The organism is Paenibacillus sp. FSL R5-0473, from assembly GCF_038004565.1.
GTDB lineage: Bacteria > Bacillota > Bacilli > Paenibacillales > Paenibacillaceae > Paenibacillus > Paenibacillus amylolyticus.
On the sequence record NZ_JBBORL010000001.1, the window covers coordinates 4,586,192 to 4,608,202 of the forward strand.

General features: G+C 46.9%; 21 protein-coding genes. 7 read left to right on the forward strand and 14 right to left on the reverse strand.

The window, feature by feature from the left end:
- The first annotated feature begins 3 nt into the window (after nucleotides 1-3).
- Nucleotides 4-1,059, forward strand: a complete 1,056-nt coding sequence (locus MKY28_RS20215; RefSeq protein WP_340936778.1) for a Gfo/Idh/MocA family protein — start codon at nucleotides 4-6, stop codon at nucleotides 1,057-1,059.
- A gap of 341 nt (nucleotides 1,060-1,400) precedes the next feature.
- On the opposite strand, the gene MKY28_RS20220 is transcribed toward MKY28_RS20215, so the two are convergent.
- A complete protein-coding gene (locus MKY28_RS20220; protein ID WP_340936779.1) occupies nucleotides 1,401-2,720 on the reverse strand; it encodes a glycoside hydrolase family 125 protein in 1,320 nt (439 codons plus the stop codon).
- A gap of 259 nt (nucleotides 2,721-2,979) precedes the next feature.
- Between MKY28_RS20220 and MKY28_RS20225 the strand changes: the two genes are divergently transcribed.
- Complete coding sequence (locus MKY28_RS20225; protein ID WP_340936780.1) at nucleotides 2,980-4,041, forward strand: LacI family DNA-binding transcriptional regulator; 1,062 nt, start codon at nucleotides 2,980-2,982, stop codon at nucleotides 4,039-4,041.
- Nucleotides 4,042-4,274: 233 nt separating this feature from the next.
- Here MKY28_RS20225 and MKY28_RS20230 read toward each other — a convergent pair whose 3' ends face one another.
- From MKY28_RS20230 to MKY28_RS20240, 3 genes are all read right to left on the reverse strand, one after another.
- Nucleotides 4,275-5,891, reverse strand: a complete 1,617-nt coding sequence (locus MKY28_RS20230) for a hypothetical protein (protein WP_340936781.1) — start codon at nucleotides 5,889-5,891, stop codon at nucleotides 4,275-4,277.
- Nucleotides 5,869-6,444: an RNA polymerase sigma factor gene (locus MKY28_RS20235; RefSeq protein WP_062832928.1), complete on the reverse strand. Its 576-nt coding sequence runs from the start codon at nucleotides 6,442-6,444 to the stop codon at nucleotides 5,869-5,871. Before MKY28_RS20235 ends, MKY28_RS20230 begins: the two co-directional genes overlap by 23 nt.
- Before the next feature lie 259 nt (nucleotides 6,445-6,703).
- Nucleotides 6,704-7,219: a mismatch-specific DNA-glycosylase gene (locus tag MKY28_RS20240; RefSeq protein ID WP_340936782.1), complete on the reverse strand. Its 516-nt coding sequence runs from the start codon at nucleotides 7,217-7,219 to the stop codon at nucleotides 6,704-6,706.
- Between the two features lie 121 nt (nucleotides 7,220-7,340).
- Here MKY28_RS20240 and MKY28_RS20245 point away from each other — a divergent pair, with 121 nt between their 5' ends.
- Complete coding sequence (locus MKY28_RS20245; RefSeq protein WP_017690279.1) at nucleotides 7,341-8,261, forward strand: AEC family transporter; 921 nt, start codon at nucleotides 7,341-7,343, stop codon at nucleotides 8,259-8,261.
- 61 nt (nucleotides 8,262-8,322) lie between these two features.
- On the opposite strand, the gene MKY28_RS20250 is transcribed toward MKY28_RS20245, so the two are convergent.
- Nucleotides 8,323-8,574, reverse strand: coding sequence for a hypothetical protein (locus tag MKY28_RS20250; protein ID WP_091015650.1), 252 nt, complete (start codon nucleotides 8,572-8,574; stop codon nucleotides 8,323-8,325).
- Nucleotides 8,575-8,850: 276 nt separating this feature from the next.
- Here MKY28_RS20250 and MKY28_RS20255 point away from each other — a divergent pair, with 276 nt between their 5' ends.
- Nucleotides 8,851-9,243, forward strand: a complete 393-nt coding sequence (locus MKY28_RS20255; RefSeq protein WP_340936783.1) for a RidA family protein — start codon at nucleotides 8,851-8,853, stop codon at nucleotides 9,241-9,243.
- Between the two features lie 133 nt (nucleotides 9,244-9,376).
- Here MKY28_RS20255 and MKY28_RS20260 read toward each other — a convergent pair whose 3' ends face one another.
- The 3 genes from MKY28_RS20260 to MKY28_RS20270 all read right to left on the reverse strand — a co-directional run bounded on the left by MKY28_RS20260 (nucleotide 9,377) and on the right by MKY28_RS20270 (nucleotide 12,491).
- Nucleotides 9,377-10,006, reverse strand: coding sequence for a copper amine oxidase N-terminal domain-containing protein (locus MKY28_RS20260; protein WP_340936784.1), 630 nt, complete (start codon nucleotides 10,004-10,006; stop codon nucleotides 9,377-9,379).
- Between the two features lie 161 nt (nucleotides 10,007-10,167).
- A complete protein-coding gene (locus tag MKY28_RS20265) occupies nucleotides 10,168-10,971 on the reverse strand; it encodes a nucleotidyltransferase domain-containing protein (protein ID WP_340936785.1) in 804 nt (267 codons plus the stop codon).
- Nucleotides 10,972-10,997: 26 nt separating this feature from the next.
- Complete coding sequence (locus MKY28_RS20270) at nucleotides 10,998-12,491, reverse strand: TROVE domain-containing protein (RefSeq protein ID WP_340936786.1); 1,494 nt, start codon at nucleotides 12,489-12,491, stop codon at nucleotides 10,998-11,000.
- Between the two features lie 371 nt (nucleotides 12,492-12,862).
- On the opposite strand from MKY28_RS20270, the gene MKY28_RS20275 reads away from it, so the two are divergent.
- Nucleotides 12,863-14,215, forward strand: coding sequence for a helix-turn-helix transcriptional regulator (locus tag MKY28_RS20275; RefSeq protein WP_340936787.1), 1,353 nt, complete (start codon nucleotides 12,863-12,865; stop codon nucleotides 14,213-14,215).
- On the forward strand, nucleotides 14,163-15,047 hold the full coding sequence (locus tag MKY28_RS20280; protein ID WP_340936788.1) for a WYL domain-containing protein: 885 nt from the start codon (nucleotides 14,163-14,165) through the stop codon (nucleotides 15,045-15,047). The genes MKY28_RS20275 and MKY28_RS20280 overlap by 53 nt, the downstream gene beginning before the upstream one ends.
- Nucleotides 15,048-15,167: 120 nt before the next feature.
- On the opposite strand, the gene MKY28_RS20285 is transcribed toward MKY28_RS20280, so the two are convergent.
- From MKY28_RS20285 to MKY28_RS20310, 6 genes are all read right to left on the reverse strand, one after another.
- Entirely contained in the window at nucleotides 15,168-15,668 is a 501-nt protein-coding gene (locus MKY28_RS20285) for a hypothetical protein (protein WP_340936789.1), read from the reverse strand.
- Between the two features lie 180 nt (nucleotides 15,669-15,848).
- Nucleotides 15,849-16,589: a hypothetical protein gene (locus MKY28_RS20290; RefSeq protein ID WP_036606429.1), complete on the reverse strand. Its 741-nt coding sequence runs from the start codon at nucleotides 16,587-16,589 to the stop codon at nucleotides 15,849-15,851.
- Entirely contained in the window at nucleotides 16,586-17,284 is a 699-nt protein-coding gene (locus MKY28_RS20295) for an ABC transporter ATP-binding protein (RefSeq protein WP_017690291.1), read from the reverse strand. The genes MKY28_RS20290 and MKY28_RS20295 overlap by 4 nt, the downstream gene beginning before the upstream one ends.
- On the reverse strand, nucleotides 17,277-17,663 hold the full coding sequence (locus MKY28_RS20300; RefSeq protein ID WP_036606428.1) for a GntR family transcriptional regulator: 387 nt from the start codon (nucleotides 17,661-17,663) through the stop codon (nucleotides 17,277-17,279). The genes MKY28_RS20295 and MKY28_RS20300 overlap by 8 nt, the downstream gene beginning before the upstream one ends.
- A gap of 195 nt (nucleotides 17,664-17,858) precedes the next feature.
- Nucleotides 17,859-18,722 carry an aldo/keto reductase gene (locus MKY28_RS20305; RefSeq protein ID WP_445670928.1) on the reverse strand — a complete coding sequence of 288 codons (864 nt, stop codon included), beginning with the start codon at nucleotides 18,720-18,722 and terminating at the stop codon, nucleotides 17,859-17,861.
- Nucleotides 18,723-18,769: 47 nt separating this feature from the next.
- On the reverse strand, nucleotides 18,770-19,327 hold the full coding sequence (locus MKY28_RS20310) for an STM3941 family protein (protein WP_340936791.1): 558 nt from the start codon (nucleotides 19,325-19,327) through the stop codon (nucleotides 18,770-18,772).
- 561 nt (nucleotides 19,328-19,888) lie between these two features.
- Here MKY28_RS20310 and MKY28_RS20315 point away from each other — a divergent pair.
- Nucleotides 19,889-21,898: a S9 family peptidase gene (locus MKY28_RS20315; RefSeq protein WP_340936792.1), complete on the forward strand. Its 2,010-nt coding sequence runs from the start codon at nucleotides 19,889-19,891 to the stop codon at nucleotides 21,896-21,898.
- Nucleotides 21,899-22,011: the final 113 nt, after the last annotated feature.

Consider the following 22,011-nt stretch of genomic DNA (forward strand, 5'->3'; position numbering starts at 1 on the left):
AACATGACTCATCCTTATCGGGTAATTATTGCTGGCTGCGGTGCCATGGCAAACACGTGGGCGGACTATGCCTTGCAAAGGCCAGATACAGAAATCGTCGGACTGGTCGATCTGTATGAACAGACTGCCCTTGCTTTTGCTACAAGACATGGCCTCACCTGCCCCACGTTCACCGATATTCGTGAAGCCATTCAAACGACTGGTGCAAATATCGTATTTGATGTCACAATTCCGGCGAGTCATTACGGCATTGCCATGACGGCGCTGAAGGAAGGATGTCACGTATTTGGCGAGAAACCACTGGCAGAGTCCTTCTCCGACTGCACAGATATTGTGCAAACCGCTCGCAGCACAGGACACATTCAAGCCGTCATGCAGAATCGCCGTTTTGATCCGCGTATCCGCGCCTACCAGCACCTCATTTCCGGCGGAGCTATAGGGCAGGTAGGTTACGCAGGAGCCGACTTTTTCCTCGGGCCACACTTCGGCGGATTCCGTGATCTGATGGATAGTCCGCTGCTGCTCGATATGGCGATACATACGTTTGATCAGGCACGGTATATTCTCGGAGCCAACCCAGTATCGGTGTACTGCCATGAGTTCAATCCTCCAGGTTCCTGGTATCAGGGCAATGCGATGGCGTTATGTATATTTGAGATGTCTGACGGGTCCGTATTCAACTATCGCGGATCCTGGTGCGCAGAAGGTGTACCCACATCATGGGAAGCAAGCTGGCGCGTAATCGGTGAAAAAGGAACCGCCATTTGGGATGGTCATGATGACATCTATGCTGAGGTGCTTGCTGCGCAAAGCCTCGATGCTGACGGCAAACCATCCTTTTTCCAACCAAGTGAGCGGATTGAAGCGGAACTGCCTGTCATGGACAAAACAGGTCATCACGGCTGCCTCGAAGACATGTTCGCCGCACTGGAATCCGGACGATTGCCTGAGACCGATTGCAGTGATAACCAGTTCAGCATGGCCATGGTTCTCGCTTCTCTGGAAAGCGCCCGCACAGGACAGAAAGTGTTCATCGCCGATCTACTGAAAAACACATAGCAAAGCGCCTGTGTATCTCATCATAAACAAAGCCCAAACTGCAAAGTTCAGCAGTTTGGGCTTTGTTGTTTTTTTACCTACTCTCCTATTCTAAAAATGATGTCGTACAAAAACAATGGCGCTCGATAGTAAAAGTAGTGCAGGGAACGAAATCGATTCTGAAGAAGCAAAGCGTTCGCCCAAAAGCTTTCTTTCAGAAAGCTGCATCGGAAGCATACGCTTATCACCGGATTTCGACTTTACAAAAGTCGATCAGGAAATCCGGGGATAACAGCGATCAAAAGAACGATTCGTAACCGGAACGGACACTTTGCAGGCAGTTTTTTTGGACTTTCATCATTTTATTGAATTCCTTTTTTCATTGCCTTGTACACCAACTGCGAGAACAGGCTGTTGGACCAAGCAAACCATGGTCTAGTGAACGTGTTGGGATCATCGACGTGGAAACCCTCATGCATATATCCAGTACCCGCATCCGTATTTTCCAGCAATTCAATCATCGCCAGTATTTCCTCGTCATTGTCTGCGGTCAGACCCTGCATGGATAGCGCCATGTGCCAGATATATCCCGGAGGGGTATGGGGGCTACCAATACCTTTGGCTACCCGCCCTTCATAATAAAACGGATTTTCCTTACTTAAAATGAATCGCCGTGTGTTCTGATACACTCTGTCTTCAATCGAAGCATACTCCATATACGGTATGGACATCAGTCCAGGTGTACCCGCATCATCCATTAGACAAAAGTTGCCGTAACCGTCCGTCTCATAGGCATATATCTGTCCATACTCCGGATGACGGTAAGTACCGTACAGGGAAATGCCATGTCGTATTTCTTCTTCCAAACGAGCCATTTGACTCACCAGCTGCTCATCCCGGAACACCCACTTCGCGATCTCCCCCATCTGGCGCAAGGTTACCGCAGCGAACATGTTCGCCGGAATATTATAATGAAAATCACAGGCATCATCACTCGGACGAAATCCGGACCAAATCATCCCCGTATAATTCACCGGCATACCCAATCCTTCATTACGCAGCGTATCATGGGCTGGACAATTACGGCGCATGAACCGGTAAGGTGAACGCTCTGCGTGATGCTGTTCTGTCTCCCACAGGTGTACGATATTCTCCATCACTTTCTTGAAGCGCTCGTCAAATATATCCGTAAGTTCAGTCTCCCGCCAATATGTATAAGCCAGCTTCATGGAGAAACAGAGGGAATCCAGTTCAAACTTCCGTTCCCACACCCAAGGTGACATCTCCGTCTCATCATTGGCATCCCAATGCCACCCATTCGCCGTTTCATTGAACGCATTGGCATAGATATCCATATCAGCGTAGAACGTATGGCGTTTGATCAGGCCTCCTATAATACGTTGCAACTTCTCGTCATCCTTCGCAAGCGGAACATAATGCATGACCTGCTCTACCGAATCCCTTAACCACATCGCGGGAATATCCCCTGTAATCACAAAGGTTGTCCCATCCTCCAGTAGCTTCGTGGTCGTTTCCAGCGTATTGGGAAAACAATTGCGAAATTGAGCCAGCAACCTCGGTCGATGTTGCAAACGCTCGTCCGCTTCAGTCAGAATATCCTGCACAGCTTGCGGTAATTCCAGATGCGGCATAGGGATTTTCGGTAATCTGAACTGTTCCATGGATGTTGTCTCCTTTGAATTGAAGTTTAGCAAATTAGTTTAGATTAAGCCTAACACTCTCACACTATTGTTATTTTTGTTATGATAAATTATAATAACATTATTATTTGTAAGTGTACTGTGTCAGAAGATGATCGTCAATTCATAAAGGTCATCTCATTCAAAATTCAATTCACTATTTACATCTGCAATTTGCATTCATTCAATCAATTCGCTCATTGGATTTATGCAAACCGCTCACATACGAAGGAGTAATGATATGTCACGCAAAGTATCCATTCAGACGCTGGCTGACCAGCTCGGATTATCCAAATATGCCGTCTCCCGTGCACTTAGTGGCAAGACGGGCGTCAGTGAAGCAACACGCGCACGGGTTCTTGAACTTGCTCGGGCACTGGGATATCGCCAAAGTACTCCGGGTGCTACCAACAGTCCTGCTGCTGCAAACCATGTGGATCCTTCCGATCCCCCGTTTGTTCTCATATGCATGAATCAGCTCAACCGCGGTGAACCCCACTACTGGCAACGTGTTCTGTCAGGCATGATCTCCGCCTGTAATGAGCGTGGTTGGCATCATGCCATTGTTTCTCCCTCACTCGGAGTGACGGACGAGAACACCTCTCCCGAAAAAGCGATTGCTCCTCATTTGGACTGGGAACGTTGTGCCGGGATTATTGTTATGGGTGCTTTTCCTCATACGGTACTGCAAAGACTCTCTCAGACGGGTCGGCCTATTATTCTCGTTGATCATCAGGAACCCCTGCTGAATTGTGATACGATCAGCCACGATAATCTGGAAGCTGGCATCACCGTCGCGAGATATCTACTGTCTATGAATTGCCGACGGATCGGCCTCATCACAGATGATGGTCGTGCTGCCAGCTTCGCGCAGCGGAAGATCGGGATTGAGTTGGCTCTGAACCATTTCCATGTGGATACCAGTCATACGACCAGCTTCAGAGAATGGAACATTCCGTATGAGAACGGCGAATGGGTTAACCAATTGGCTACCACCATTCAAAACATGCCAGATGACAAACGTCCCGATGCCTGGATTGGTGTTAATGATGATATTGCTTTGCAATGGATGCACAAATTACAGGAGATGGGTATCTCTACACCTAAAGATTGCCTTGTCATCGGTATTGACAATGTACATTCTGCTGTTACGTCCTCCCCGCCACTGACCACGGTTAACCTGTGCAAAGAGGAACTTGGACAGCGCGCGGTCGAGGCTTTACAACGCCGGATCGAACGCCCGGGGACGCCAAAAGAAACCGTTATGTTATCGACTACGTTGATTCCAAGGGAATCGGCATAATTCGGAAAGGGTACTGCTCTTTTCTGAAAATGAATTCTTTAGGTACTTGCTGTCCCCGTAAGTCTGGTGCAAACGAAAGAGGCCCCGCATATTATGCAGGGCCTTTTTCGTATATCAGGCTTATATCCTTATATTCCTGTACATTCACACTTAAATCTGATGATCCATCTATCCATCCTTATATCATCCATTCGAAGCTTCATTTACTTCATGTCTAAGAATTGTACTAGTGGTTATTTCAGCCAAGGCAGGCTACTGTACGACGGAAGATCCACTTCCCAATTCACATCGCGATACTCTCTATTGACTACAGTTCTTTTCAAAGTGAATTTTGTACCCTTTTCTTCGTTAAACCCCCGAATTTTTAATTGCAGATCATCTTCAACGTATTCACCGTTATTATTAGGTTGATCCGGATAACCGTTCACTTCAACAGGATACTCTTTTCCATCCGAATCTACTGCAACCCAGCGATCACCCATGAAAGCATTTCGGAACGTCCCACTTCCCTTTAGAACTAGTGAATACCCTTTCTTTACATCAATCTTCGGAGGATCATACGATTCCATCACCGGCTCGTAATCAAAATCATAGATTAATATTTTATCGCCAAGCTGTTCAAATGCTACGAATGTATAAAATTTGTTATCGTCCTTACGTCTTTTTTCCAGATCAACTTCCACTGATTTCTCTTCCTTCACCGGGAGGGTGTAACCATCCAAAACAAAGCGAATGTTCTTCGCATCTACCGTAACAAATGCAGGGTCCCATGTCTCCGACAACTTCAACGGCCCACCATTTCTTAAGTCACTCAGATCTTGGAGTCGAAACTTGGCTTGACGCGAATCTGGTCTTATCCCATTGAAAATTCGGTATTCATTTGTTTCAGGAATTTCAAGATGGTAGATGATGCTCATATAGTTCGCCCAATCCTCATTAACTTTGGCACGAAGTTCATCATCCAGACTCACATTCAGGTCAAGCCGGGTTCCGTTTGGCGTGCGTACAAGCTGTGTCATATCAAGCTTTAGTCCTTCTGGCGTCGTATATGTGTTATCCATAGAATTTTCAACAGCCAATGATTTGGCTTTGGTCATATCGATATTGAATTGGAAGCTCCAATCCACCGTAACATCTCTATCTTCGTAGGATTTCTTCTCGTAATCATAATATCTGCCCACATTTAGATTACGCAGTTCACCCCGCACGACCACCTGATCCGGAATTTCATCATGAAACTGGAATAACAATCGTTCAGTTACGGAACCCTTAGTTCTGGTATCTCTTGCAAGAGTGGCAATCTGTCGTCCCTCTTCATCCGTAACATGAATTCTCCCCATCGCAGACAGTGACCGTGATAACCCTAATCCATCAGGTGTTGTTTGTTGCATGGTCATTACCATATGAGATCGGTCTACAAGCACGTCTTCAATTTTAAGCGTGTAGCCCTGGTCATTGATATTGATATCCGGATTAAACACAAGTCCGAGAGGTTTAAGACGTTTGTAATCATCTGCAAAATAGGAATATTTCAATTCTTCAGGCACAGGGATGTTCTGTAGTGGCGGGCGATCCACAGCACTCACTGAGGGGTAGGGCGGCTCTGCTGTTCGGTCAAAAGCCAACCAGGCCCCTCCCGCAAGGATCACAACTGCCGCGGCGGCGATTCCAGTCCGGCGCATCCAATGCGATCTCATGGATTTTTTCACGAATGGATACTGATCTTCCACACTTTCCATGGACACGCCATCCAGCTTCTGCATGATTTTAAGCGTAAAATCTGCGTCCGGCTCCTCACGGTACAGGTGCTCCTCCCATAACCGATCCTCATCCTTTGAAATAGGCTTCATACGTAGCTAAACCTCCTTTGCGTTCCATTTGCTTCCTCAGCGTTTTTTTCCCGCGATAAAGGGCGTTACGCACTTTGGTTGAACTCATGCCTGTAATGTCTGCAATCTCTTCATAGCTCAACTCGTTTGTGTACTTCAGTAATAACACCAGGCGATACGATTCAGGTAACTGTTCGAGTTGGCGATATATTTCACGTTGCATCTCTTTATGCAGCACACGCTTTTCCGGTGTTTCATTACTGACAGGTTCGATCCCCTGATCGACTGGAGACATGACGGGTTTCTTTTCCCGTATAAAATCCCGCATCCGATTCACCGCAATGGTGTACACCCAAGAGGAGAAGCTGCTTCCTTCCCGCCGCGACGGGAGATAACGATAGATACGAATAAATGTATCCTGAGCGAGATCCTGTGCATCCGGATGACTTGCGCCCATTCCGCGCATGATGCCGTAGACTTTATTTTTATATCGATCCACAAGCACGGAGAACAACTGCTTATCCCCTGCAACAATGCGCTGAATAAGCTCCTCCTCCGGTATCTGTTGAGTCATGTAATCCCCCTTCTCTACAGCTTCCATGCATGGTTCTGTACTATATAGACGGAAGCCGTTCCCGAAACCTCTCACTTTATCCAAAAAAAAGAATTCGCCCTTATCGGCAAAGCCGACTGGGTGAACTCTGCATACCTACATTCTGTGATTGCCGCTGCACATTCTCTGCAGGTTTCGTGAGTAATTTTCTGGAACCCCGAATCCACATTCCGTGGCAGTATATTCTTGCTATCTTTCTCTCTCCTGCCTTACTTGCCTCTTAATCTTCCCCGTTCTTCTCCGCAACAAAATCAGCAAGCTGTGAATAGATCGCCACAATCTCATCCATCGACATGCGCACGAGTCCACTGGACGACGGAGCGACGAACTCCTGAATCTCCTTGACGACTGGGTCGTCCTGGAATCCCCATTGCACTTTGGCACGTTTGCTGTACTGGGTGTATACCCCTTTCCCGACAAAACAGGCGATGTCCGGTCGGTATTCCTCCAGCTTTTGCCGTAAAATCTGTCGTCCTTCAGCGTACTCTTCCTTCGTAATATCCTCCATACCTCTGGTGGGACGGGCCACAATATTCGTGAATCCGTACCCCAGCTTCAGCAACTCTCCATCCTCTTGTGCATCATATAAACGCGGGGTTATTCCCGACCGTTCAAGGATGCGCCAGAACCGGTTTCCTTTGTAAGCATAATGATGACCCGTCTCTCCAGACGTAATGCTCGGATTGAAACCAATAAACAATATCGATAAACCAACATCCAGATGATCTGGAATCATGATCGGAAGCCCCCTTATCTTTTTTAGCTAATTACATCTTTCGTGTGTGTATAAAATGATATAATAAGCAAAGTATTTTCGAAATCGGATTGAAATTTTCATGAAAAAGGAAGCTGAACTAATGATTGCAGACATCATGCTTGAAGTCGTCCTGCCCGTCTTTCTCCTGATCGCCGTCGGGTCCTGGATGCAAAAGGTGTTCAAGCTGGACTTGTACACACTCGCCAAAATCAATTTCTATTGTATTACCCCCGCAGCCGTCTTTATGAGCATGTACCACTCGGATATGTCGGGCGAACTGCTTGGGACCGTGACACTCTTTTACGCGATATATGTATTGATTCTCTATATTGTAGGTTCTGTATTTGCGCGTTCGCTTCGGATGAATAAAGGCATGAAGGCTGCTTTCAACAACAGTATTATGCTGGATAACGCAGGCAACTATGGACTGCCCATCAATGCACTGGTATTCCGCGGCGATCCACTCGCCTCTTCCATTCAGGCACTGGTCATGTCTTTGCAGGCATTACTGACATTCACCTATGGCGTGTTGTCCATTCAGGGCGCGAAGCTCAAAGGTAATTACCGTGCTGTGATTATTGGATTTCTTAAAATGCCTGTTCCATATGCGCTCTTGCTGGGGATTCTGTTACACATGTGGAAGGTTCCCTTGCCTACGTTCCTGTCCATGCCACTGACCTATGCGCAGCAAAGTATGGTTGCCGTGGCGCTTCTGACACTCGGGGCACAGATTGTAAAATATCCAATTCAACTGTATCGCCTTGATGTGTATATTAGCACATTTTTGCGTCTTCTGATTGGCCCGGCTATCGGGATTTCAATTGTGCTACTGCTTGGGTTGGAAGGTATCGCTGCACAGGCACTTATTATCGCTTCCGGTATGCCGACGGGTGTCAACGCATCCATTCTCGCAGAAGAATACGATAACGAACCAGATTTTGCAGCCCAGACGGTGCTGATCTCAACGTTGCTTAATATCATCACAATTACGGCACTGATCTCTTATGCCAAAACGTTCTGAAACGAAAAATAAGTCCATGACCCATGAGCAGGGTTGTGGACTTATTTTTGCGGTGCTAAAACTATGTTTCAAACGTCGTTCGTTCCGGGAACTTGCCGCCTTCCCTGAATAAACATCGTACCAGTCGCTGCGCGGCTCGGTTAAAGAAAAAACTCGGGCTTACCCCATCCACCTGGACAGGTTCCAGTTCCCTCACACTTTCCTTAATCTTATTCATCTCAATGAGCCCCATCTTTCGCTCATTCGGTCCGAAGCGATAAATAACCTTCTCATCGTCCTCCGTCTGTTTCACCAGCAGAATCACAGATGCCATACAGGTTACCCCCTATCGTTACGTTATGAGATTCCATTAATCACTTGCCTACTATAATTATTACCCAGATTCTAGTGGAAGGATATAGGACTTAAGTTAGTTATACCTAAATTAAATATCCTGATATAAAGATTCTCTGAAATGAGTCGTTAGGCTCACAAACACCGTGTTTACACTATCCCAATGGATAGTCACTGTCATGAAAGTGCGTACTGCCCAAGTCGTTTTTCTCCGTTTATACTAACCTTATCTTGAATTCCCAAAGGAGAGAAATATATGTCTACAGCTCAAATATATAGCCACGGGGTCCCGTGGGAAGAGGCATTCAGCGTTGCTCAGGGATACAGCATTAACGGTACGATCTACATTGCAGGTCAATTTTCGCATGATATGCAGGGGACGTTTATTGGTGTCGATGATATTGAAGCACAGGTTCGCCAGACATTGAATAACTTGGATCGCGTGCTCGCAGGATTTAACGTGACCAAGTCGAACATTGCTGAACTGGAGATTTTTTTGGTTCACCCGCAGGAGCATCTTGAGCCATGTGTTGCTGTGTATAAAGAGTATATTGGTACTCATCGTCCGGCTGTTACAATGGTTGGGACATCGGGTCTGGCCTTCCCTCATCAACTGATTGAGATTCGCGCCGTTGCTCATACCAACTGATTCGGAAAATCCCTAACGCTCCGCACTAAGAAAAACGACCTGATAAATTACTCACTATAACGAAGTTCATACACACAAAAAAAAGCAGGTCGGATAAACTCCGAACCTGCTTCTTTATGAATTCTTATTCTTATTATTTGACTTTCACCGTCAGCGTATTACCAGATGAAGTGAGGGATGCCCCAAGCCCTTCTACCAAAACTCTGAGGGGAATGTACGTCGTTCCCTTAATTTCTTTGGGTGCTGCCTGTAGGGTGACTTCTTTCCCGTTAACCTTCACCTTTTTACTGCCCAAGGTAAAGATTAGCTTGTACTTGTCTTTGGTAACGGTAATGGTCTGAGTCTTACTGTCCCAATACGTTTTGGCTTTCATTGCTTTGGCCATCTCACGCAGAGGTACGAGATTTGTGTTATTCATTATAATTGGAGACTCGGTGAAAATAACCTTGGAACCATTTACCTTCACCTGAACAGCAGACTTAATATATTCTGGTTTAGGAGTGGCTTTCTTTTGGGTTGCCGTTGAAGACTTGTTACTTTTCTTGGTACTTCCTGAACTGGATGAACTTGAAGAGGAAGATTTGGAACTCGAAGAAGAACCTCCGTTGTGATAATGATATTCCCCTTGTTTCAGCCCCCATTTTGCACAGTTGGTTCGACAGGTATGTCCCCCATTTGCATCTGTTCTTCCCGGATGGGCAGATGCAACAGTAGCATAAATCATAAAAATGGCAACCAAACTGCTTATTACTTTGATACGCATACGGATAACCTCCAGCAATTAGTTTAGCCAGAGTATCATACCATAATTACCCATACAATATAGGTTAATAACATAATTTATTTTCACATAACAGTTTACAAACGCGGGTCTACTCGCTCTGACTCCAGCGAAAGCGTCGCCAGCACACAACTTTCTTCCTCTTATTCCCCTTCGCCCCACACCTCTTGCAATGCAAAACGGAAAATCCGGTCCAATTCTTCAAATTGAATAATCTGCTCGTTCTCCATCTGGCCAGCCAGTCGTTCAAAATGCTCGATCTTCTCCGCCAAAAAAGTCTGTATTGCTGGCAACTGTGGCTCCAGATCCAGTTCCTCGCCCGCCTTTTTCCGGCGTAGTAACTCATGAATCTCCGTATATAGCGGTGTAGTCGCAGGTACAAGTTCTTGAACCAGTTCTTCAAATGCCATCGGTGGCATCGCAACATGACGTTCGATCCAGCCACAAGCGAGTAAGGGACGTAACACATAGAAATACTTTTTAATCCTCACCTGCTCACCTTGTAAATAATCGCGGAAGTTCCCCTTTGCCATATTCAGATAATGATACATACAGGACTTGGGCGAGAAGGTCAAAGGCGACAGTGCACGGATATGCTGTGCCACACTATACTGTTCATCATACTGAATGGGGGATTGCAGCCACTCCAGTAACGGTGGATTTGATTTGCGAAACAGCTTCAACGCCTTGCGCAGATCCCAACCATTGATATCGAGCTGGTCACTGATTGGGCGTTCGATCACATCCCTTTTATCCTCAATCGACAAGTACCACTCCAGCGGTCTTACATACAAGAAACGAACATCATAATCACTATCCTGTGAAGGAAACCCCCACGCCCGACTGCCAGATTCACAGGCATAGATGATCCTTACCTGCTCCTCCTGTTCAATCTGCTTCAGCTGTTGTCTAATCGTATCTCTCATTTCTTCATGAACGTAGGTCATGGTCCGTCCCCTCCAAATTCCCCAATTTAAATCTCTATCTCTCTCACCCGGTTCGCGAGTGTATCATATCCTGCCACAGTCTCGGCAATATACGTCAATACCGTTTCACTCCAACCGTAGATGTAAAAGGTTTTGCCATCCCGTGGCGGTACCATTGCCTGCTGATAAGGTGCTATATCCACAATAAATGCCTTCAACTCCTGATTCATCATCCGGCGATATCGCTCAAGCTCAGCATATAACGGGCTGCCTTCATTCTGCTGTTCATCGGTGATCATAATGATCTGATCCACTTTTTCTCCGATATCCCGAAGTTCCCGCACCGGTCGACCGGTGTCTGTTCCACCTTGTGCGCGAATACGGTGAGCTTGGGAAAGGATGCTCTCATCCATCTTGGGACGAGCATCCTCAACCATATGGTCGAATAACCAGAACAGTGCGTTACCTCTTGTTTGTTTATAAAGCGCCAGTGCCAGCACCGAACCAATCCGCAAATAATCCCCTTGCATGGAACCGGAACGATCCAGGAAAATAGCCGTTCTTCCCGGCAGTGTTGGCAGGTTGCCAATGGATATCTCTACCGCTTGTCGCAAAACATCCCGCAGCTCTTCCCTCGCAATCATTTCATATGCACTGGCGAATCGGAATGGTAAGATGCGCGACTTACGCAGGGCTTCTGCATCCGTTAGGCGACCTGTTACGTAATCGATATTTTTCGATTTTTCAAAGACTCCCGCACGATCCATTGCATTCAGATGGCGCAGCAACGCAAAAGTCGGCATCTGTGACATTAACGCCTCCCACACCGTACGTGTCGGTTGCATGATCGAGGTGACCACCGAATACGGCAGTTTACCTTTCTCGATCAGATGCATCCGGCTTGCCGGGTTTGGAGTAGCTTTCAGCTTTTCAAGCGCCTGCAACTGCGGTAGTTCCGTAAGATCCACCTCATGCCCGCGCAAATAACGGAATAAGGCTTTTTGCTTCAGATCTATCGGCTTGGGATGTGCTGTAGCGATCATATCACCCAGACTGTATCCACGCCCACGCCCGTTGTATTTGATCGCCCAATATTCAGTAATGCCGTTCAAAAATTGACTCACCTGACGCTTAACTGCTCGCCCGCCCTGTCCCCGACCAGTTCCTCTTAGAATCGTCAGAAAATCGGCCAAGTCAGCCGGTGTCTGTACCACCTTGGAGAATACCTTCGCAAACTGATCCGGGTCCACTTTTGACAGCAGTGCTAGCCCGTATAGAGGCTGTAACCGCATCAAACCTTCATTACGAGCATAGACCAGCGCCCGCGCCATAAACCCTACATCGACCTCAGCCATCTCCTGATGACTGACCATCGCATCGTCCATCAGTTGCTGGGTATCTGCATAGAACGTATTGTTCAATGTATTGGTCATCAACATCTGTATATATTGTTCCTCCACCAATCGCTCATAGGCTCCATAGCCCCCATGATTACGTGTCGTTGGCTGAGGTTGATTGAATAATTGTTTCGCTCTGCTCATCACTCATGACCTCCCGGTGTGAGTCTATTTGCTGATCTTTCCTAATAAAATGTTCCGAGGAAAAAGGTGGGAAGGTATAATACCCGCTCTACCGCTGAGCTACACCGCCATGAACGGCGGCGATTGGATTCGAACCAACGACCTGGTCGATTAACAGTCGAAGTAACCCTCCCTGGCGCCTCGGAACCTTGATCCGCAGAGTTTGTTGCTGCCCCGCTTCACAACCTCATTATGCCTCACACATCTACACGCGAACATGGCGAAAGTATGGCGACGAATCATTTTCTGAAATGGAGTCAATCTTCATAAGTTTAAAATGAAACCTTCCGCTCATCCTGCTACAATGAAGGGATAACAAGGAGTGAATGTTCATGGCAAGAGAGAGTTTTGACAAAGAAATTCAGTTCTTACGCATGTTATCCCTAACAAGCGGTGCATATAACCGCAAACAATATGCCGAGCGGCTTGGCATATCCGTACATACCTTTGATAAAACCAATCGCAGATTAAAAGAAATCATGCAGACCGTCGCCGACCAACGCCCAGGTGCCGAAGCAGGCCGGGAAATGGCAGATCTCGTCCGCTTCCAATACGGGGAGTCAGAGCCTATGTTGCTCTTCCTCTTCCGCGCCAAGTCGATGAAAGAGACTGAAGTTCAGCGGCTTTCTGTCCTTTTGCATACCTTACAACATAAAACCCTGACCGCGATGGAACTGCTGGACGCCTGCTGTGCTGATCTGCCGGAGGATCTGGCGTTACCTGACGAGAAAACCATTCGTTCCGATCTGAAGTATCTGGAAGAGGTTGGGGTTATCCGAAAAGAGCCGGGTGGCAGACCGTATCGATATGCTTTACAACAGGACGTCCTTACCGAATTGACAGTGGAGGAACAGCTGGAGTTGTATGATTTTGTGGATATGATGGCGAACACCCAGGTTCCTTCCGTACAGGGGTACTTATTGCGGGACAGTTTAAAAAAAGCCATTACGGCAAGTTTTCCGCAAGAAGAAGCAACCGAACCCTATATCTATAAGTATCACTATTATTCTCGTATCTTGGACGAAGCTCATCTCTACACGCTGCTTAGTGCGATTCGTCAGCGTAAACGTGTGCAGTTCCTATACTATTCACCGAAAAAACCATCCAGCTACAGTTCACAGAATACGAATCCACGCTTTGAACGGGAAGCAGGTGGTCGATCCAACCGGATCGTGCCCCTTGAAGTGATCTATGACCATCAGTATGGTCGTTGGTATGTAATTGGATATCAGGGCCGGCGCGGCTTTGTGAAATTCCGCATGGAAGGCATAACCCAACTGGAGGAACAGGATTCAGTAGAAGAGCAATACATGCTCAAACTGAAGCAGCAGTGGACCGACATTAGTCGCTACAGTTGGCTCGTGGATACGGGAAATACCGTGACGGTTCAAGCTCGCTTTTTCCACCCGGAGCGTGGTCAGCGCAACTTTATTCTGGATCGGGTTCATCTGCAAGGTCAATGGGGCAAAATTATACCCGAAACGGATCATACCTTTCTCTACGAAATCCAGGTCAACGGTACCACCGAGATCAAACCGTGGTTGCGGAGTTTTGGCTCAAGCTGTGAAGTAATCGCGCCTCAGAGACTACGCCAAGAGATGATCAAGGAATGGAAGGAGATTGCGGAGTATTATGAACCTGTTCGAGAAGATGTTCAATTACCAGATGATGACACGACTGAATGAAACCGGACTGTTCACCTGGACCTCACAGGAACGGGCCTGGCTTCGCATGATGCTGAATCACCCTGCTGCGAGAGAAGCGCTGAGCGCTGTAACGTTGGATAAAATGTACAACATGCTGAATGGTGAGCAGGACCTGAACCTTCAAGATTACCTGACCGAAAAAGCCAAAAGCGAAGAAAACAATGTCTCTCACCCACTGCTTAGACAGTTACGGCTAATCATTCTGCATCATCAGGGATTTCGCATGACGGGTCGCGTCCGCAATGGACGCACGAGCCATGATGAATTCGGCTTCCCGTACAAACTGGAGTATTCCATGGTCAAAAAAGAATGGTACGTGCTCTGGTATGCTCCTCGCTTCGACAAACTCATGTCGACCAAGCTGCACAGCATCGTTACCGTGGAAGCCCAACCGGTTGAACCGGATACCGCCTCGGGTTACACTGCCCGAATTGCTGCGATAACAGAGAAGCGTAAAACGACCATCACCATCGAGGTACTGCCCGAGTTCAATCAGGAGCTGTCCCGAATCCTCTATGCCTTCTCCTGCTTCGAGAAACAGGTCGAGTACCTGGAAGCCAAGCAGACATATCGGATCGAGCTGACCGTTCCGCGCAATGAGATGGATTATGTCTTATCCAAAATGCGTTTTCTCGGCAAACGGGTTCGAATCGCTGACCACACAGTGCTACGGGAGCGGATGTCCGAAACAGCTGCGAAGGCACTGGCACGTTATGCGGAAAAAGGGCCTGATATGCATTCCGAACACTCCAATGAAGTTCAGCACCGCCAACGTGAGGAAGGCTCTCTTGCGAAAGCCGATGGTCAATGATTTTGTTAGATTGGGTTAACCATAACTATTGCTCAAAAGCCAAATCCATATCTATATCCATATACGAAAAAAAGGTCTGGAGAATCTCATCCAAACCTTTTTGGTATACATGCGCCTAAACTACGTTCCACCACTGCTAGCTGCCGAGTTCCGTCTTTTGTTAATCGCGTGCACGCCCATGACCACTGCAATTAATTCATACGTGTCCAGTTGTTCCGACTGGTTATCTAATACAAATGCCCCTGAACTAAACCAGCCGCTGGTACGACGGAAACTGGCCACGATGCGGCCACCACTGCCACTTATATCATATTCCTGCGAAAATGCTGGAGCAGACACATCATATGTACCGCGTGATACTGCGTCATATTCATACTTTTTACTAAAAAAACTGAATCTCGCCCGCAACACACCCAGATGTCTCCCATCTGCTGCAGTGATATCCCAACGATTCGTTAACATGCGAAATTTGCCGCTACAGACCAATCCCGTGTTATCCGATACATCGAGCGAAGAACCAAAGACACTTTTCAAATCCAGATGCCCTGCCTGTTCCTGGTTCGGATTCATAATCTCGGTGTAACCTGCGTTAAAAAAGTTATCCCTGAAGTATAATTTCATAACGCTTCCTCCTTTCGCTTACATATCCTTTTGTTCTCTTTAAACTAATCTCGCATCGAGCACACAATATATTTATATATACGTATAATTAATGGTAATGGATTCAAAAAGTGGATTATTACTGGATGTAAAAAAACGAGCAACCCTGGTTGCTCGCATCACGTTCAAGTTATCCTGTTATCAGACTTCCACTTTTTTGTTGTTCAGGTAAATGGTAGCCCACACCAAGATGACCGCCACAATGACTTCAAATACAATGCTTCCCCACATGCCGTCCGACCATAATACGCCATTGGCTGTGATCGAGATCCCTGTACTTTCTTCCGTGTACCGGAACATTTCATTTGGACTAAAACGTCCTGTCGTAATGATATTTTCCAACCAGCCAAGCAGATTAACGAGGACAAAGAATGCAACGATTCCAATCCATGGCCCCGTTCTCCAACGGAAGCTGCCTGCAATCGAGATCGAAAGGAAGATAATGACGGTCATGAATACCATAACCCATGCGCTAAACAGCAACAAACTAATATAATCCGAGACATGCAGACCCGAAAGATCAATATTGGTAGCCATGTTCATTCGTAGCTTCATTGAGATATAGATGTAGGCATGAGTCGCGAATATAATGACTAACCCCAACCCGCAAAGGGCTCCAAAGATCAAGGGAGACAACACATGTGACAGGCCCGTTACGGGTAAAAGGCGGCGATTATAAGAGCGGATATTGGACGTGTATGTTTTGATCATTTTCACATAAATAGCCACACCAACTCCAACATAACCCATAATGCCAAGCACAATCCCTGTGACCTCAGACACGAAAAGGGAAAGCCCCACTTGAGCGATAATCAAAATAACTAGCCCAGCCAGCAGTGTATTCCAGTTCCTTCTAAAGTCATACTTCAATAATGTCATCATTCCGCATAGACCTCCTTGAACATCTCATCCACACTTTTCCCATATTTCAGACGGAGCGTTTCCACTTCTTCCCGCATCACCAGCTCACCCTCGCGAATAAAGACAACTTCATCAAAAATCCGTTCGATATCATTCACAAGATGCGTGGAGATAATCAGACTGCTGTCTTCATCATAGAACTTGACGATCGCATCCAGAATCTTGCCTCGCGCAACCGGATCTACTCCGCCAATCGGTTCATCCAGCAAATACAGACGAGCCTTACGAGAAAGTGCCAGTGTTAGTTGTAGTCGTTCATTCATCCCTTTCGACAGATGCCTTACCCGGTCACTCTCGACAAGGTTCATGAAGTCCAGCATCTCCCGCGCCTTCTCCTCATCAAAATCAGCATAGAAATCGCGATAGTACGCAATCGCATCCCGCACTCTCATCCACTTTTCGGTTAATGGACGATCCGGCATAAATGAAACCAACGCCTTCGTCTCCAGCCCAACAGGCTTACCTGTGACTTGAATCGTTCCGCTGCTCGGATGCAACAAACCTGCAACCAGCTTCATGAGCGTACTTTTTCCACTACCGTTGCTACCCAGCAGACCTACGATTCGTCCCGGTGCAATATCCAAAGTAATATTACTGAGCGCTTTCTTATTGCCATATGTTTTATTGATCTGGTTCAGTTCAAGGATGTTACTCATGCGTTGTCCCTCCCTTTCCTTCCGCAACGGCATCGGCTACGATGGATAAGATATCCTGCTCTTCGATCCCCAGTTCCTGCATTCCGGTCAGAAAACGTTCCAGCAATTCACCGGCCATCTCTTTTTTGATCGTCATAATCTTCCGCTCCTCACTGGTCACGTATCTGCCCAAGCCCCGTTTGGTTTCGACCACTTCTTCCCGCTCAAGCTCCTGAAATGTCCGTTGTACTGTATTTGGATTGATCTGTAGTTCAGCCGCCAGTTCACGAACCGAAGGAATTTTGTCACCTGCCTGAAGTGTCCCGGTTACAATCTGTCTCTTGATGTACTGCATGATCTGCAGATAGATTGGTAAATTGTTATCAAATTCTATAGTCACAAAGCTCTCGCCCCTCTCTGTACTTGTGTGTTAGTTAAATAGTACACTAGTGAAATAGTGTTGTAAAGCCCATTTGTTAAAATATATATTCGCTCAATTGATGGGCAAACTTCTGCTATCGATATCCATACAAAAAAAAGAGCAGATCGTGAAGATCTGCTCTGCATAACTTTATTAATCGTATTGTTATCTATTTTACACGATATCTAGAGGTACTTTGCCTTTAGGTGCAGGGAATGCCTCATCCAAACGGGTGAGTTCCTCTTGTGTCAAAACGATATTCACTGCTGTTGCATTGTCTGCCACATGATTCAGCTGTACCGCCTTCGGAATCGCCAGTACATCTCCATCCCTGATCACCCAGGCTAATGCGATCTGCGAAGTCGTAACTCCTCGATCCTGCGCAATCTTCTGAATGACGGGATGCTCCAACAATTCACTTCGAAGTCTGCCACCCTGTGCCAGTGGACAATACGCCATTACAGGAACGCTCCGTTCCCGCATCCAGGGAAGCAGATCATGTTCAATACCACGCGAAGCTGCATGGTAGAGCACCTGATTCACCATGCACTGAGACCCCTCCGGCAGACTCCATAACTCCTGCATATCCCTTGTATCCAGGTTTGATACACCCCAGCGAATGATTTTACCGGATTGCTTCAATTGTTCCAAAGCCTCAACCGTCTCTTCGAGCGGTACTCCTCCACGCCAGTGAAGCAAATACAGATCCAGACGATCTGTACCAAGACGCGTGAGACTACGCTCACAAGCGGTAATCATCTGTTTGTGATCCGCATGATGGGGATACACTTTGGATACGAGAAAAACTTCATCACGATAGCCCGCGATGGCCTTTCCCGTAACAACTTCTGCCCCACCTTCTGCATACATCTCCGCCGTATCAATCACGGTCATTCCCAGTTCAATACCGGAACGCAGTGCGCGTACTTCTTCTTGCTGGCTGGATTGCTTCTCTCCCATGTTCCATGTGCCTTGTCCTATCGCAGGCAGGGCAGTTCCATCCGGAAGTAGAATCGTGCGTGTTTGATTACCATGCATCATCTATATTCCTCCATTCTGAAGACTCTATGGACATTGTGACCTCTCTAACGACGACTATACGAATCATAAATCATATTATCACTCACATGTCTCCAGTGGCTCATCATCATGATATACAATTGATCCAGTGGCACTGTGAGGCTACTTTGGGCAACGCTGATGGTCGCATCGACCATATTGCTGTTGACCGTCATCAATTTGCGTTTCATCCCGTTCTGGCGATCCAGAAAGGCTTTCTCGTCCCGCAACTTGACCCCGATCATTTTCTGTCCCATCAATTCATACATAAAAATATTCTCAACGTCGTTCCAAGCCACGGCTCCTCCTGCGGTATAAGAAGATGCATCCACAAACCCATCCTCATCGATTACAAAAGAAGGTTCCTTCTTAATCATCTTTACCAGACTGTAACAGAAACATAGCCCGAAAAACAAAATGGATAGAAGTCCAATCACATCCGAAAGGATGGAATCATTCGTAACTGAAGAACGATCAAAAATCAAAAAAAATCCGGCTGCCACAAAAAGTGCTGCCCCTGCCGTGAGCCACGCCATTCGTTTCCGGTTTGGATATTCCACATGTTGCTCATGGGATGTGCTCAACGTGACGTTCCTCCTCCATTGCGACTGAATCATACGAGTTCTATATAAACGAATGGCTATGAACCAAATACCTGAAATGTAGAACAGGAATTGCATTGTACATTAAACCAAATTAACCAATGTTAAACATTGAATTACGACCATTTTTCGTCATTTCTGCGCTTATTCAACATTAGGATTCGTCATCCTTCGAGCAAATCCTTTAACACACCTATATGAATTGAACTAAGAATATTTGCACTTGCCACTCCGATGACAGAACAACCTTCCGATCGCTGTTATCCCCAGATTTTTCGATTCCACTTTTTCAAAGTGAAAATCCGGGGATAGCCTATGCTTCCGATGTAGCTTTCTTTCAGAAAGCTTTTAGGCGAACGCTCCGCTTCTTCAGGTTATTTCTGTCCTCTACGTTACGTGCAAATATTTAATTCAATGAATATACATTGTTAAATGTCTTCCCCCTCCTTCATTACCCTTATTGTCCTGTCCCTTGCTTTCCGTTAATATAAATGGAAAGGTTAGGAAATTAACCAATTCTAATTCATGGTGGGAGGACAAACAATGATGAGTCAGCGCGGCATAACATCGGAAGATCTTTATCAGATTACATGGGTTAATGATCCAACTCCGTCCCCTCAAGGCGGACAACTGGTATATGTAAGCCGGAAAACGAATGAAGCACGTGACGGTTATTGTTCTCACCTAAGACTGCTGCATCTGGGGAGTCAGAAGGACAGGCCCTTTACCTCTGGTGAGAAGGATCATTCCCCTGCCTGGTCGCCCGATGGGTCTCAGCTTGCCTTTTTAAGAGAGGTTGATGGGAAATCCCAAGTGTGGATTATCGCATCAGATGGCGGAGAAGCACAGCAAATCAGTCACCTGAAACATGGCGTCAGTTCTCTGCTCTGGTCACCGGATGGTCATACCATACTTGCGAAATCATCCGTGGATATGAGCGGAAATGAAGAATCAGAACATACAGATCCTATAGACGATAAACCCAAACTGCTGCAAGAACATGTCGTAGACCGGATTCGCATGAAGTCAGATGCCAGTGGATTGTGGAACGGTCGACGTTCCCACCTTTTCGCTCTCGCACCGATCGATGCGGAAGCAATTCCTGTAACTACAGGTCATTATGACGTCGGAGACTACGCCTGGTCCCCGGACGGAACATCCATCGCTTGGATTGCGCAGATGCCTGAAGAAGGCGAGGACCATAATGATTACACCCTGACTAATCATGTGTACCTTGCCAAAGCAGACGGATCGGATGTGAAGCAGTTGACCCCGGAAGGATATACGTTCAGCCGACTGGCCTTTGCGCCGGATGGACAATCTCTTGCACTGCTCGCCAGTGACCGTTCCTATGGAAATGCCACGCTTGTGAAGTTGTACACCCTTCAGATATCAGGTGGTGAACTCGTATGTCTGAGCACGGATTGGGACGTACAGTTGAATCACAGCATTGTTGGCGACATGCGTTCACATCTGACAACCACGGGGCCTGTATTCAGCAGAGATGGTTCTTCAATCTTCTGTCTGGCGACCATCCATGGTAGTGTACGCATCGCCAAATTCGCTCGAGACGGCAGCAGTGCCGACTATATATGGCCTGACGAACGGGAGATTTATCAATTTGCCGAGTTGGAAAACGGGCAGATCGTTGCCGCTGTAGCCGATACACTAAATCCTGGTGATCTCTATATATATGAACAAGCGGAAAATCCCGGGGTAGAACCGATTCAGCTCACCCGCAGCAATCCACAGCTTGAGGATGAGATCCATCTAAGTACACCTGAGACCTTCTGGTTCAATTCCTCAGATGGCCTACGGCTGCAAGGATGGATCATGAAACCTCCTGGCATGGTCGACGGGGTCAAAATTCCGACCATTCTGGAGATTCATGGCGGCCCGCACATGATGTATGGTTTTACATTTATGCACGAGTTCCAGATTCTCGCCGCACAAGGCTACGCTGTTGTGTATATCAATCCACGCGGTGGCCTCGGATACGGGCAGCAGTTTGTAGACGCCTGTCGCGGAGATTATGGCGGTGGAGATTATCGCGATCTCATGGAGAGTGTGGATTATGCCCTGTCCCAGTATAAGTTTATCGATGAATCCAGATTGGGCGTAACCGGGGGCAGTTATGGTGGCTTCATGACCAACTGGATTGTTGGACACACGGACCGCTTTAAGGCGGCTGTTACCCAGCGTTCCATCTCCAATTGGCTATCCTTCTACGGTGTAAGTGACATTGGATATTTCTTCACGGAAGACCAGATTGGCGGTAACGCGTGGGATGACACGGAAAAACTATGGAAACATTCCCCGCTCGCTTATGTTGGAAACGTCAGTACTCCGCTGCTCATTTTGCATGGCGAACAGGATCTGCGGTGTCCAATTGAACAAGCCGAGCAGTTGTTCATTGCATTGAAACGGCGCAAGCAGACCACAAGACTTGTTCGTTTCCCAAGTGCCAACCACGAGTTGTCCCGTGGAGGTCACCCTCACTTGAGGGTACGCCGTTTGGAGCATATTGCCGGATGGTTCAACGAGTACCTGTAACGGACTAATATTTAGACTATTAATTCAGAGTATACAACCAGATATGGATTCAACCCTAAAAGCCGTCCAATGAAATCTGTTATGATTTCAACGGGCGGCTTTTGCTGTTCACC